We start from the raw sequence: 11,784 nt of genomic DNA on the forward strand, positions 1-11,784 counted from the left end.
GGTCACCTCCCTCGGTTCGGTCGCGGCAGGACGCTCGCGGCGGTGTCCTGAAGGACCTTGGTCAGTCCCTCGTGGGCGATCTCCAGCGATTCGATGGCGATCGCGTTCTGCTCGGCGTGCAGGTCGGGGCCGGTCCACTTGGCGGCCAGGCCGCCGTGGAACGCCCAGGCCGCGCCGGGCGTCCCGTCCGGGCCGAGCACGATCACCGCGCCGTCGCGGCGGGCGCCCAGCGAGTCGGCGAGCCCGGCGCGGTACCAGTCCCACAGGCCCGGGTCGCGGACCACGCCGCGCTTGAGGGTGATCCGGTTCCACGAGTGGCGCACCGGCAGTTGGTGCACCGAGTCGTTGCGGCCGCCCTCCGGGTAGCTCGTCACCTCCAACTGCGCGCCGAGACCGGCGACCTCCTGGAACGCGCCGGAGGCGACCAGCGGCAGCAGCAGCGCCTGCGCGGACGGCAGGTAGGCGTCACCGGGGTCCAGGGTGACCAGGAATCGGTACTTCGGCAGCGGGTCCTGGTTCATGCCTCGATCACCTCCAGGCCCCGGTCCTGGCCGAGTACGAGTCGCAGCCGGATGAACTCCATGGGTACGGCGGGGGCGACCTCGATCTCGCAGACGAGCTGCCCCGGGTCCTGCTCGGGCGGGTTGTTGGTGTCGTCGCACACCACCCAGAACGCCTGCTCCGGCCGTGCCCCGGCGAGCGCCCCGGCCCGGAACGCGGAGAGCAGCACCGAGGTGACCGCCCTGACCAGCGTCAGGCGCAGTTCCGGTGAGTTGACCTCGAACACCAGCGGGCCGGCCGCCCTCCGGATGGCGCGCACCAGGAGGTGGACGAGCCGACGGTGCGCGATGTGGCGGGTGCGGGGGTCGGCGGAGAGGGTGCGTCCTCCCCACACCATCAGCCCCCGGCCGCGGGTGCACCGCACCAGGCCCACCCCCGCGTCGAACAGCCGCACCTGCTGCGGCTCGGGGAACTGGTCCGCCAGGTCGACCGCCTCCAGGATCACGGCGTTGGCCGGCGTGTGGTGCGCCCCGCGCTCGGCGTCGAGGCGGGCGATGACCCCGAGGACGTGTCCGGAGGCGGGGACGGTGCGCAGCCCGTGCCCGTCGGGGGTGCGCAGCGCCGGGTGGTAGACGGCCGCGCAGGCCAGGAGCGCGCTGTCGCCGGTCGCCGTGAGCGACCGCACCCAGCCGACCGCCTCGTCCACGGAGGACAGCCCGGGCGGTACGTCCAGGACGGCGAGGCGGTCGTGCAGCGGAGCGACGCTGCGCAGCAGTTCGAGCACCACGTCGGTGTGCGCGCTCCCGGTCAGGTCCGTGCCGAGGTCCGGCAGCGCCACCAGCGCCGGTTCGGGGAGTTCGGCCTGTACGGCGACGGCGTCCTCGTAGGCGTCGCGGGTGGGCGCGGAGTCGGTGCCGCCGGTGAGCGTCAGGTCCCAGGACATCGAGATCGGGCCGGGCCGGCCGGGCTTCGGCGGGGGCCCGTCCGGGACCAGCCGGATGAAACGGGACGCGGCCAGCCGGTCCGCCGCTTCGGGGAGCGGCAGACCGGGGAACGCCTCGGGCGGCTCACCGGGCACGGTGACCCGTACGCTCACCGTCGGCGGCCCGGCGACCGTGCTTGCCTGGTAGCGGATCGCGACGTGCGCGCCGTTGGCCCAGGCGCCGGGGCTGGTGGCGACCGCCCGGTAGCGCGTGGCGGGGAAGCCGCTCAGCGGACCAACCGTCCACCGGGCGCGGGCGGTGGTGGCCGGGCCGGACACGCGCACCACCCAGGCCGTGCGGCCGCCGTTCTCGAAGAAGCCGCGCAGGGCGTACGGGGTGGCGAAGGCGCCGTCCTGGTGGTCGCCCCGGCCGGAAGGGCCCGGGGGCGGGCCGAAGGTGCCCACGACGTCGTTCCAGCTCTCCACCCGCACCGGGGCGCCGACGGGGCCCCGGCGGAGCCGGCCGAGGAACGCCGCCACGTCCGTGCGCAGCGGCTCGGCCTCGAAGCCGCGCGGTGCGGACGTGAGGGACACCCCAGGAAGCGCTTCGCCGGTCATGTCAGGTCGATTTCCAGTTGCTCGACCGCGAGGACGAGCGTCTCCATGGCGATCTCGTTCTTGGTGGCGCTCAGGGTCGGGCCGGTGTACTTGGTCGGCCAGCCCCGGTTGAAGTTCCACCGCATGACCGGCCTGCGGTTCTCGTCGAGGAGCTCGATCTGGCCGGACGTGCGCCGCACCTTGCCGTCGAGTGCCTCGACGACCCATTTCCAGAAGTCGACGTGGCCGGTGATGCCACGTTTGAAGGTGAGGTTGGTGAACTTCTTGAGCCCCGGGATCTTGCGGACGGTGATGTCCTCGCTCCCGTTGCGGTATTCGATCGGCGGGATCTCCAGTTCGAGGCCGCTGGCCTCGGTGAAGGATCCGCTCACCGCGACACCGTCGTTGCTGACGTTGCTCACGATGATCCGGAAGTTATAGGACGCGTACGGGTCGTCCCTGGTCACAGGCGGCATGGCGGCCTCTCCTCACTCCTCGGTCGGATGCTCAGGCGAGCTGGGTCTCGCGGGTCTTCTGCTGGATCCGGAAGATCACGAACTCCGCGGGGAAGACCGGCGCGACACCGATGACGCAGATGAGACGGCCGTTGGCCAGGTCGTCCTCGGTCATCGTGGTGCGGTCGCAGGCGACGAAGAACGCCTCTTCGGCGGTGGTGCCGGCGAGCGCGCCACTGCGCCACACCGTGGTGAGGAAGTTGCTGATCGTCTGGCGGACCAGGGCCCACAGCGACTCGTCGTTGGGCTCGAAGACCACCCACTGGGTGCCCTCGTCGATCGACTCCTCCAGGTAGAGGAAGAGCCGCCGGACGTTGACGTACTTCCAGGAGCTGTCCGAGGAGAGCGTGCGCGCGCCCCACACCCGGTGGCCGAGGCCGGGGAAGTACCGGAGCGCGTTGATCCCCTTCGGGTTCAGCAGGTCCTGGTGGCGCCGGGTGATGTCCTGGGCGAAGCCGTCGGCCTGCCGGACGCCCCGGACGACGACGTTGGCGGGTGCCTTGTGAACGCCGCGTTCCACGTCCACCCGGGCATAGATGCCGGCCATGTGGCCGGACGGCGGCACCTCGATGTCGCGGTTGGTGGCCGGGTCGCGGGTGACCAGCCACGGGTGGTACAGGGCCGCGTACTTGGTGTCGAAGGGCTCGCGGAACGCCTGGATGCCCTCCATGTCGAGGCCGTCGCGCGGGTCGAGGATCGCGAACCGGTCCTTGAGCAGTTCGCAGTGGGTGACCAGGCTCGATTCGACGGTGCCCGACCACATGCCGGGTACGGCGCAGACGGCCACCTCGTCGATGTCCTCCAGGGCGACGATGCCGGTGCGCCGGCCGCTGCCGCCGTCGGTGCCGACGAAGTCGGCCACGCTCAGGGACTCGTACGCGTCGTCGCCGCCCTCCAGGATCAGCCAGGAGCCGATCGCGGGGACCGGGAACCTGGTCGGGTCGGTGGACAGGCCGGGCAGCGCGGTGGCCCGCACGAGCTGGGAGCGGCTCTCCAGGGCGGTGGTCAGGTTCGCCGGGGTGTCGCCGGAGAACCGCAGGTTGCCGAAGGTCTCGGTGACCGTGGCGCCGCCCGGGTCGGTGAACCGGGTGCTGACCTCGGCCTCGATCAGGTGGATGCGGTCGGTCTCGAAGAACGTGCCCGGTACGTCGCGGTCGAAGGTGACGGCGTCGCCGCTGACCGTTTCGACGTTCACCGCGGTCAGGGCGGTGCCGTCGTCGAGCTGGACGACGGCGCCCTCGTACAGCCTGCTCGCACCGCCGATCCGCAGGGTACGTCCCGTCGCGGTGTTGCCGCGGCGCACCCGGCGCACCGTCAGGCCGGTCTCCCAGGCGTCGTGCGTGGTGCCCGCCGGGAAGGTGAGCGTGACCTTGCCGTCGGCCGGCCGGCCGACCTGGGCCTTGAACCGGCCGGGGCCGATCTGCACCCACACGTCGGCGGGGAGGTCGTCGGGGTCGAGCCCGGCCACCGCGGCCACCTCGGCCGTCTCGCTGTTCTCGGCCGCGTCCGCGACCAGGCGGGTGACGAACAGGCCGCCCTCCTGCGGTTCGGGCAGCACCGGCAGCGCGGCGCCGACCATCGGCTGGACCCGCACCTGGACGCCCCCGCCCCATGTGCCGGGGCTCACGGCGGAGAACCGCAGCGTCTGTTCGTCGCCGCGCTCGCCGATCTGGACGTAGTCGCCCCGGGAGCTCCTGACCTCGGCGGGCAGCGGCTGGGCGAGGGTGACGCGGCGGGCGGTCATGTCGTAGCCGGAGACCGTCACGGTGTGGATCGCCTGCTGGTCGTCGCCGCGGAGGACCTGGATCTGCTGCCCGGCCCCGGTGAAGCCGATCAGGTGGCCGAGCTGGAGGCGGGTGGCGCCGCGCGCGGCGTCGGCGGTGATCGGGCTGACCAGGCCCTGGCCCAGGGAGGCGGACGCCGCCCGGGCTCCCCCGCTGGCGACCCGCTTGACGTACAGGCGCTGGCCCCCGTTGTCGAAGAAGCCCTTGACGGCCAGCGGGAACAGCCACCAACGGCCGCCCTCGGAGGGGTTGTCGGCCCACGCGTCCCGTACGGACACGTCGGGCTCGGGCAGGAAGCCGCCGAAGGTGTTCTGGAACTCCAGGAAGTTGGTGACCAGTTTGGGCTTGCCGGTGTACGGGCCGCGAGCGGTGACGCCGACCATCCCGGCGGTGCTCGTGCTCACCCCCGCGATCGGCCGCGGCCCCGCGTCGATCTCCTCGACATAGACCCCGGGGCTCAGGTACTCGGCCATGAATGGGCTCCTCACTGCTCGCGGATCTCGATGACGTGCTGTCGCTCTGCGTCCTGGGGCAGGTGCACGGCCAGCGACCCGGTCCGGCCCGGCCGTTCGGTGGCCTCGATGCGGAAGGTCTCCTCGACCGCGTGCTCGGATGCCCTCTCCCCCTCCCACCGCAGGGAGAGCCGGAAGGCCCCCCGGGCGTCGGAGAGGGTGCGTTCGTGCCACGGCGTCAGGTCCTGGCTGGTGCGCCCCCTGGCCTCGACGAGGGCGTTCACCACGGGTGCCCCGGTGGTGGCGTCCAGCACGACGCCGTGGACCGTGCGCGCGCCCGGCGGGTAGGGGTAGGCGGTCGCCGGCAGCATCCGGACCAGCCGCGGGGTGGCCTCGACGGCGGGCGGATGGTCGTCGTTCCAGGGGTGCACCAGGAACTCGACGCCGGCCAGGCCGGCCGAGAAGGGCTCGCCGTCGGCCGGGTACAGCGGTCGGCAGCCGGCGGCCGCGAGACGGACCCGGTGGCGCTCCGGCCGGGCCGCCCACGGCTCGGCGCGCCTGCCGAGTCCCGGGTACGCGATGACTCCGCTGGGCGTGCGCACCGCCCGGTCGTCCAGCGGCAGCCAACGGCCGTCCACCTCGTCGAACCGGTCCAGGCGCGCCTCCACGCCCGCGGTGTGGACCCGGCGTGCGTGGTCGTCGAACGGCACCAGCCAGAGGGGGCTGTAGAGCGTCGACCGGGCGAGGGGCATGAAGGCGGTCATGGCGTCGCCGTCCCCTCGATGGTCCGGCTCCGCACCGGCCGCACCGCCGTCTCCACGGCCGAGTCCAGGTCGACCACGCGGACCTCGTAGTTCAGCGAGAGCCGGTAGGGCTTCTGGATCGCGTACCAGACCCAGGACTTCTGGTCGAGGGTCAGCGGTGTCAGGGTGAGGTGCAGGGATTCGGTGCTGCCGGCGAGGCCGCCGGACAACTGGGCGCCGTCCAGGATCGCGTCGTCGTAGAAGGTCTGGAGGGCGCGCCCGAGCATGCGGTGCTGGGTCGTCTGGTCGCCGCCCCAGGGAGTGATCAGGTACCGCAGCAGCAGGGCCATCGGCGGCTTGCGGGTGGTCGGCGGGCCGGGCGGCTGGGAGCGCACCGGAGGCCGGTTGCGCGAGGTCGGGTCCTCGGCGATCTCGTAGAGGAACACGGTGAGTTTGGGCGGCGGCGTCTGCACCGTCTCGGAGAGGTCGTTCAGTTCCGCGATCGGCGGTTCGACCTGGCTGAGCCCACGCAGGGACTGCGTCAGAGTGCTCACGATGACCGACGAGACGTCGGCGATCACACCGAAGTCACCCAATGCGAAGCCCCCCTAGGCCCGGCGTGCCCTGACCACGTATGCCGAGAGGATGCAGAGTCCCCTGTGATCCGTCCGCGACTCACCCGTCGCACCGGCGTCACCAGTGCGTCCACGCCACGTGCCATGACGTCACCGGACACGGATCGACGACGCCGGGGTGACACCGGTGAGGGACACTCGGTCCCCATGGAGACCCCTTCAACGCGGTCCGGCGTCCTGATAGTCCGGGTGTGGGTGGAAGGCGGCGGGCCGGACGGCTTCCGCGCACGCATCCTCCAGACCGTCGACGGGGAGGAGACTCCTCCCGCGGCGGCGTGCCGGACCGCCGACGTCCTCCTGGCCGTCCGCGCCTGGCTCGATGAGCTGCTGGAACGTGACGGGTGACGGTCCGGCGACGTTCCATTGATTCCGTTGTGACGCCCGTACCACTAAAGAGTCGAACCTGCGGTCATACCTTGCCCGTAACATGGCTCCGAGAATTCAATGAGCCGAGCCGATAGTTCACCAAACCGACATCGGTACCGGGGGCGTCGATGAACGGACAGGCACACCTCATTACCTTGAGACTTCTGAAGGGCTTCACCCTCGCGGTTGACCACACGCGTATTCCGGTTTGCTCCAGCACTCAACGGCTCCTGGCGTTCCTGGCTTTGCAGGACATGCCACGGTCCCGGGCCTACGTGGCCGGAATCCTCTGGCCGGACGTCACGGCGTCACGGGCCAGCGCGAACCTGCGGTCATCGCTGTGGCGAGCGGCGCAGACAGGGCATCCCATCATCGACGTGTCCGCACGTGAGCTGGCGCTTTCCCGGCACATCGCCGTGGACCTGCACGAGGCGGTGGCACACGCCCACCGGCTGCTCGACAGTTCCCGTCCGTGCGACGACATCCTCACCATGCAGACGTTGTCCAAGCTTTCCGCGGACCTACTGCCGGAATGGCCGGAAAATGACTGGATGTTGATCGAGCAAGAGCAGTATCATCAGCTTCGCCTTTATGCATTGGAAGCGATGACCGAGCGGCTTACTTCTGCTCAGCGCTATGGCGAAGCCGTCGCCGCCGGACTCGCGGCCGTTCGCACCGAACCGTTGCGGGAAAGCGCCCATCGTGTCCTCGTAAAGGCACATCTGGCCGCCGGAAATAGGGGCGCGGCCCTGCGTCAATACGAACAATGCCGCCGCATCCTCCGGGAAGAACTCGGGCTGGAGCCCTCCTCCTCGCTGAGGGCCCTCGTGCCACTGCGCGACCCGGAACACAGCGAGCACGCACGGCTCGAACCCTCCACCACTGCCTGACCCCGGCGAAGCCGCCGGCCGGCAAGGAGCGTCCGCCGGGCATCTGCCGGGCACCCCGAGCGGGTGCCCGGCAGGTGTGCGTCCGGGGCAACGTCCTTCAGCCCAGCCGCATCGCGAACGTCACGGTGCTGCCGCCCGGGCCAGGGGTGATGGTGAGGCGGTCGGTGATCAGGCGGGTGAGCCACAGGCCCCGCCCGTGGCAGGCGCCGTTGAGGCCGGGGGCCAGGTCGGGGATGACGTCCTCGGTGAAACCGGGGCCCCGGTCGCTGACCCGGCACTCCAGTTCCTTCGGGGTCCTGGCCAGCACGAGCACCCCGTGGCCGCCCGCGTGCTGCACGACGTTGCCGGCCACGGCGTCCATGGCCACGACGAAGTCGCCGCGCCGGGGTTCCGGGAGTCCGGACACGGCCGCGTAGCCCTCGACCAGAACGCGCAGCCGGGGGATGTCCGCGCCGCCGAAGCGGCGGTGCAGCAGGAGTTCCTCACCGATGCCGGGCGGGCCCCCGGCGGAGTCCAGCGTCATGGGCCTACCCCGTCACATCGAGGGCGGCCGGGTCCGCGCCGAGCCGGCGCAGCAGCGTCGCGTGCCGCTCGGAGCAGCGGATCCGTACGGGCCGGTGGGCCGGCGCCCGGTCGGGCAGGCGGACGAGCTCGCTCGCGCACTCGGCGCCGAGGAAGCCGGTGCGCAGCAGGTCGACGGTGAGGGGGCCGGGCGGTGGTGCGGGGTCCCCGAGCAGCTCGGCCAGGGCCCGGGTGAACTGCCCGTGCGTCGCCAGGTCCGCCTCGCCGATCACGCTCAGCGTGCCCTCGCCGTACCGGCACCGCAGGTGTCCGAGCCGGGGCAGCAGGTTCTGCGGATGTGCGCGGCACATGGCCTCCAGGACCCGCTCGGGGAAGCGCCGCCGGTCGTACGCGCAGATCTCGCTGTAGAAGCCGTCGGTGAAGAGGTGACCGGCCCGGCGCTCACGCTCCATCATCATGTCGAGATCGGCCCCGAGGTCCGCGACCCAGCCCATGTCGATGTACGTGCGCAGTCCGGTGTACCCCTCGTCGCGGGCGGCGCCGGACTCCTCGACGATGCGCTGCCACTGCCGGTCGGCGGTGAACCGCCGCGCGGGCAGGATCAGTTCCCGCATGCTGCTCAGCTCCAGTTGCGCCCTCTCGTACCCGGACGCGACCAGCGGCCCTGGGGCGTCCCGCAGCCGCGACCGGACCTGTGACTCCGTCAGATGCGGCGGTCCGAAGACGATGACCTTCTCGCCACGGGCCAGTCCGGACCAGACGAACGCGGCCAGGACGTCCCAGCCGGGTGCGTCGTCGTCGTAGCACAGGAACGCGTGGTGTCCGGCGCCCATGTGCTGCACGGGAAGCGTCCCGGGATGGCGCTCCTCGCTCGCGAGCACGCCCACCTCACCCCACCCCCGTGTAACCGCAGTGTGGCTCTACGTTACCAAGCGATTCACGGGCGGACGGACGGTCACTGGCGCTCCTCCGCGTCCGGGTGCCTCTCGCGCAGCGCGTCGCCGGGCACCGGGCCCTTCGGCGGGGCCGGCTCCGGCGGTTGCTCCGCCCGGCCGGCGGGGCCCTCTTCGCGCTTGCGCCGGGCCTGCCGCTTCTCCTCCTCCAGCCGCTTGCGGACCTCTTCGGGCTTGTCCCCGACCTGGTTCATGGCCTTCTCCGTCCCGTCGGACCCGTCGGAAGAGCCGGACGGCTCGTCCCGCCGCCAGCGTCACACAGACCCGCTCCGCCCGCATTTCTCCGTGATCCGCCCGCCCGACCCGTATCCGACCCGAAAGCGGCCGGGGTGCGACCGGGAGGTCCGGTGCAATGGAGAGCGCGGAACCGGCTTGTGAGGCGGGTGGCGGGGGTGCGATCCTTTCCGCCATGCCCTCCCACCCTCCTCACCTGCCTGAACACGGGGCGGTCCTTGCGGAGGTGAGGAAGGTGAGGCGAGCCGGTGTCGTCAGGCTGCGCGAGCTCGATGTGCCCGAACTCGGCCGCATCGCCCGGGGCTTGTCCGCCGGCGGGGCGGCGGGCGGCCCGGCGGACGCCGGGGCGGCGGGCGCCGGTGGCGCCGTCGAGCGGCTGTTACGGGCCGCGGTCTCCCGCATCGGCGGCGGGTCGTTGCAGACGGCCGCCGAGTACAGCCTCGGGCTCGCCCAGGGCACCCGTGACTGGCCGGCCGCCGACCGGCGCCGGAGGGCGGCCCAGGTGTACGGCGTCAGCGTCGAGAGGTTCCGCAAGCACCACGAGCTGATGGTGCTCGGGCAGATCGCGGAGCAGTTGGTCGGGCTCGCCGGGTCCGGCGGCGCGGACAGCACGGACGCGCTGCCTCTCGCGGTCGCCGCCGTGCACCGCACGCACCGCACCGTGCGCACCCGGGGTCCGGCGACCGTACGCGTCCACGTCCACTCGGTGGACCTGCTCCGCGACGTCGACGTCATCGTGTCGCCCACCAACACGTACTTCGCGCTGCCCGCCACCTACAAGTCGTCCGTCTCCGCCACGTTGCGGCGCGCCGGTGCGGAACTCGACCCGACGGGGGGACTCGTCGCGGACCACATCCACGACGAGTTACGGGGGTGGGCCGCCCGGCACGGGACGCCGGGCCGGGCGGTCCTGCCGGGTACGGTCGCGCCCACCTCGTCCGGTGCGCTGGCCGCCCAGGGCGTCCGGCGGATCTACCACGTGGCCGTGGCACAGCCCAGGCCCGGCACCAACGACTACGACGTCCAGCCCGCCGACGTCACCCGTGGGGTGGCCCGGGCGTTCGCGCTGCTGGCCGAGGAGTCGGCCCGCTTCGACCCGCCGCTGCGCTCGGTGTGCCTGCCGCTGCTGGGGGCGGGGCGCGGCGGGCTGACCCCGCTGGAGAGCTTCGGCGCGGTGTGGCCGGCCGTGGAGGCGGAGCTGGCCCGGGGCCGGGAGCGCGGCACGGACTGGGAGGTCCATTTCGTCGTCCGCGCGCACGCCCGCGCGGATCTCGTCGAGAGACTGCTCACCCATGACCTCGCCCACGACCACGCACAGGATGGGGGGACCCCATGAATCCGTACGCCGTGCTGGCGGCCGCGGCGGCCCACTGGGACCGCGTCGCCGGCCGTATCGACGGCCCGCTGCGCGACCGGCTGGCCGCGCTCCTGACCGACGTACGCCGCAAGCGGGCGGACGGGGCCGGGGAGGGCGAGCTCCGGGGGGCGGCGGAGGCGGCGGCCCGGGTGCTGCGGGAGGAGCTGCCCGAGGAGTTCGGCGGTCCGGGCGGGGCGCGGCTGGTGGCGGACGCGGTGGACATGGTGGACGCCCTCGACGACACGTACCTGGGCTTCCGGGCCGAGGACCTGGCCGTGCTGCTGGTGGACGGGCACCGGATGGTGGGCCCCGTGCTGGGGCCGGTGCGCGACCGGCTGCTCGCGGTGCCCGGCCTGAGCGCCGACGACGTGCTGCGCCGGGGCGGCGACCCGTACGCGCCGGAACTGATCCGGCTGCGGGGCGCGGGGGGAACGGTGCGGCTGCCCAGGTTCCAGTTCTCCGAGGACGTGCTGCCCTGGATGGTCGTCCTGGAGGTCAACACCCTGCTGGAGGCGGACCGCGACCCGTGGGGCGCCGCCGACTGGTGGCTGTCCGGCAACGCCTGGCTGGGCACGGCGCCCGCCGAGCTGCTCGGCACGGGCGCCGACCGCAGGCTCGTGGACACCGCCGGTTTCCTGATGGACGGGGAGTAGCAGCCGTGCCCAACTACCGGCCTCCCGAGGCCATGACCGGCACCCCGGGCAAGGTCACCCTGCCCCGGGGCACCACGCTGTACCGGGTGCACGCGGCGCACCGGGACGCCGCCGCGTTCAACCCGGTGCCGTCCCACTGCCTGTACGGCGGTGGGCGGTTCGACGGTACGGCGTGCGACCCGTACGGCTATCTGTACGCGGGCCTGGGCGCCGAGGCGGCGCTGTGCGAGACGCTGCTGCGGTCGCTGCCGTTCGACCCGGCGGGCGGGCCCCGGCTGCTGCCCCGGGTGAGCGTGGCGCGGCGGCGGCTCTCCCGGCTGCGGCTCGGCACCGATGTGGACGTCGTCTCGCTGGTGTCCGCGCGGGACCTGGCCGCCGTCCACCAGGACAGTTGGCTGGTCCACACGGAGGCGCACGAGTACGCGTACACGCGGGACTGGGCGCACTGGATCCGGCAGCACACCGATCCCTGGGCCCAGGGCCTGATCTGGTCGTCCAAGCGGGAGCCGGGCGACCGCACCGTGGTCCTCTTCGGGGACCGCTGCCCGCCGGGAGCCGTCGAAGCCGTGGCGGAGGGAGCCGTCGACTTCGGGACCCTGGAGGGCGAGGAGTGGCTCGACTCCGTCCTCCAGCCCTACCACGTGAGGCTCGCCCCCTGAC

14 protein-coding genes are annotated in these 11,784 nt (G+C 72.6%); 5 read left to right on the forward strand and 9 right to left on the reverse strand.

Translation table 11 applies throughout. The features are described from left to right. Window positions 1-2 precede the first annotated feature (2 nt). The 6 genes from AB0J57_RS02675 to AB0J57_RS02700 are packed head-to-tail and all read right to left on the reverse strand — an operon-like array spanning window position 3 to window position 6,095. On the reverse strand, window positions 3-521 hold the full coding sequence (locus AB0J57_RS02675; RefSeq protein WP_366126085.1) for a phage tail protein: 519 nt from the start codon (window positions 519-521) through the stop codon (window positions 3-5). Then, a complete protein-coding gene (locus AB0J57_RS02680) occupies window positions 518-2,041 on the reverse strand; it encodes a phage tail sheath subtilisin-like domain-containing protein (protein ID WP_366126086.1) in 1,524 nt (507 codons plus the stop codon). The genes AB0J57_RS02675 and AB0J57_RS02680 overlap by 4 nt, the downstream gene beginning before the upstream one ends. Next, on the reverse strand, window positions 2,038-2,496 hold the full coding sequence (locus tag AB0J57_RS02685) for a phage tail protein (protein WP_366126087.1): 459 nt from the start codon (window positions 2,494-2,496) through the stop codon (window positions 2,038-2,040). Before AB0J57_RS02685 ends, AB0J57_RS02680 begins: the two co-directional genes overlap by 4 nt. A 31-nt stretch (window positions 2,497-2,527) precedes the next feature. Further along, the gene (locus AB0J57_RS02690; protein ID WP_366126088.1) at window positions 2,528-4,792 is read right to left on the reverse strand and encodes a phage tail sheath C-terminal domain-containing protein; all 2,265 of its coding nucleotides are present in this window, start codon (window positions 4,790-4,792) and stop codon (window positions 2,528-2,530) included. A gap of 11 nt (window positions 4,793-4,803) precedes the next feature. Next, window positions 4,804-5,535 (reverse strand): carboxypeptidase-like regulatory domain-containing protein, encoded by a 732-nt coding sequence (locus AB0J57_RS02695; protein WP_366126089.1) that lies wholly within the window; start codon window positions 5,533-5,535, stop codon window positions 4,804-4,806. Beyond that, window positions 5,532-6,095 carry a DUF4255 domain-containing protein gene (locus AB0J57_RS02700; protein WP_366126452.1) on the reverse strand — a complete coding sequence of 188 codons (564 nt, stop codon included), beginning with the start codon at window positions 6,093-6,095 and terminating at the stop codon, window positions 5,532-5,534. Before AB0J57_RS02700 ends, AB0J57_RS02695 begins: the two co-directional genes overlap by 4 nt. A gap of 201 nt (window positions 6,096-6,296) precedes the next feature. Here AB0J57_RS02700 and AB0J57_RS02705 point away from each other — a divergent pair, with 201 nt between their 5' ends. Both AB0J57_RS02705 and AB0J57_RS02710 read left to right on the forward strand, forming a co-directional pair. Beyond that, entirely contained in the window at window positions 6,297-6,494 is a 198-nt protein-coding gene (locus AB0J57_RS02705) for a hypothetical protein (RefSeq protein WP_366126090.1), read from the forward strand. 149 nt (window positions 6,495-6,643) lie between these two features. Next, window positions 6,644-7,405 (forward strand): BTAD domain-containing putative transcriptional regulator, encoded by a 762-nt coding sequence (locus AB0J57_RS02710; RefSeq protein WP_366126091.1) that lies wholly within the window; start codon window positions 6,644-6,646, stop codon window positions 7,403-7,405. Between the two features lie 97 nt (window positions 7,406-7,502). On the opposite strand, the gene AB0J57_RS02715 is transcribed toward AB0J57_RS02710, so the two are convergent. From AB0J57_RS02715 to AB0J57_RS02725, 3 genes are all read right to left on the reverse strand, one after another. Continuing rightward, window positions 7,503-7,928: an ATP-binding protein gene (locus AB0J57_RS02715; protein WP_366126092.1), complete on the reverse strand. Its 426-nt coding sequence runs from the start codon at window positions 7,926-7,928 to the stop codon at window positions 7,503-7,505. 4 nt (window positions 7,929-7,932) lie between these two features. Next, complete coding sequence (locus AB0J57_RS02720; protein WP_366126093.1) at window positions 7,933-8,808, reverse strand: MEDS domain-containing protein; 876 nt, start codon at window positions 8,806-8,808, stop codon at window positions 7,933-7,935. Window positions 8,809-8,882: 74 nt separating this feature from the next. Then, window positions 8,883-9,074, reverse strand: a complete 192-nt coding sequence (locus AB0J57_RS02725) for a hypothetical protein (RefSeq protein ID WP_366126094.1) — start codon at window positions 9,072-9,074, stop codon at window positions 8,883-8,885. A gap of 215 nt (window positions 9,075-9,289) precedes the next feature. Between AB0J57_RS02725 and AB0J57_RS02730 the strand changes: the two genes are divergently transcribed. Genes AB0J57_RS02730 through AB0J57_RS02740 form a run of 3 tightly spaced genes read left to right on the forward strand, consistent with a single transcriptional unit; the run spans window position 9,290 to window position 11,783 of the window. After that, window positions 9,290-10,450, forward strand: a complete 1,161-nt coding sequence (locus AB0J57_RS02730; protein WP_366126095.1) for a hypothetical protein — start codon at window positions 9,290-9,292, stop codon at window positions 10,448-10,450. Next, complete coding sequence (locus tag AB0J57_RS02735) at window positions 10,447-11,124, forward strand: hypothetical protein (protein ID WP_366126096.1); 678 nt, start codon at window positions 10,447-10,449, stop codon at window positions 11,122-11,124. The genes AB0J57_RS02730 and AB0J57_RS02735 overlap by 4 nt, the downstream gene beginning before the upstream one ends. A gap of 5 nt (window positions 11,125-11,129) precedes the next feature. Then, window positions 11,130-11,783, forward strand: coding sequence for an RES family NAD+ phosphorylase (locus AB0J57_RS02740; protein WP_366126097.1), 654 nt, complete (start codon window positions 11,130-11,132; stop codon window positions 11,781-11,783). Window position 11,784: the final 1 nt, after the last annotated feature.

Origin of the sequence: Streptomyces sp. NPDC049837, from assembly GCF_040674455.1 — a bacterium.
Taxonomy (GTDB): Bacteria; Actinomycetota; Actinomycetes; order Streptomycetales; family Streptomycetaceae; genus Streptomyces.

Coding starts and splice junctions, on each gene's coding strand:
- AB0J57_RS02675 (WP_366126085.1), bottom strand. CDS start 521: ATGAACCAGGACCCGCTGCCGAAGTACCGATTCCTGGTCACCCTGGAC.
- AB0J57_RS02680 (WP_366126086.1), bottom strand. CDS start 2,041: ATGACCGGCGAAGCGCTTCCTGGGGTGTCCCTCACGTCCGCACCGCGC.
- AB0J57_RS02685 (WP_366126087.1), bottom strand. CDS start 2,496: ATGCCGCCTGTGACCAGGGACGACCCGTACGCGTCCTATAACTTCCGG.
- AB0J57_RS02690 (WP_366126088.1), bottom strand. CDS start 4,792: ATGGCCGAGTACCTGAGCCCCGGGGTCTATGTCGAGGAGATCGACGCG.
- AB0J57_RS02695 (WP_366126089.1), bottom strand. CDS start 5,535: ATGACCGCCTTCATGCCCCTCGCCCGGTCGACGCTCTACAGCCCCCTC.
- AB0J57_RS02705 (WP_366126090.1), top strand. CDS start 6,297: ATGGAGACCCCTTCAACGCGGTCCGGCGTCCTGATAGTCCGGGTGTGG.
- AB0J57_RS02710 (WP_366126091.1), top strand. CDS start 6,644: ATGAACGGACAGGCACACCTCATTACCTTGAGACTTCTGAAGGGCTTC.
- AB0J57_RS02715 (WP_366126092.1), bottom strand. CDS start 7,928: ATGACGCTGGACTCCGCCGGGGGCCCGCCCGGCATCGGTGAGGAACTC.
- AB0J57_RS02725 (WP_366126094.1), bottom strand. CDS start 9,074: ATGAACCAGGTCGGGGACAAGCCCGAAGAGGTCCGCAAGCGGCTGGAG.
- AB0J57_RS02730 (WP_366126095.1), top strand. CDS start 9,290: ATGCCCTCCCACCCTCCTCACCTGCCTGAACACGGGGCGGTCCTTGCG.
- AB0J57_RS02735 (WP_366126096.1), top strand. CDS start 10,447: ATGAATCCGTACGCCGTGCTGGCGGCCGCGGCGGCCCACTGGGACCGC.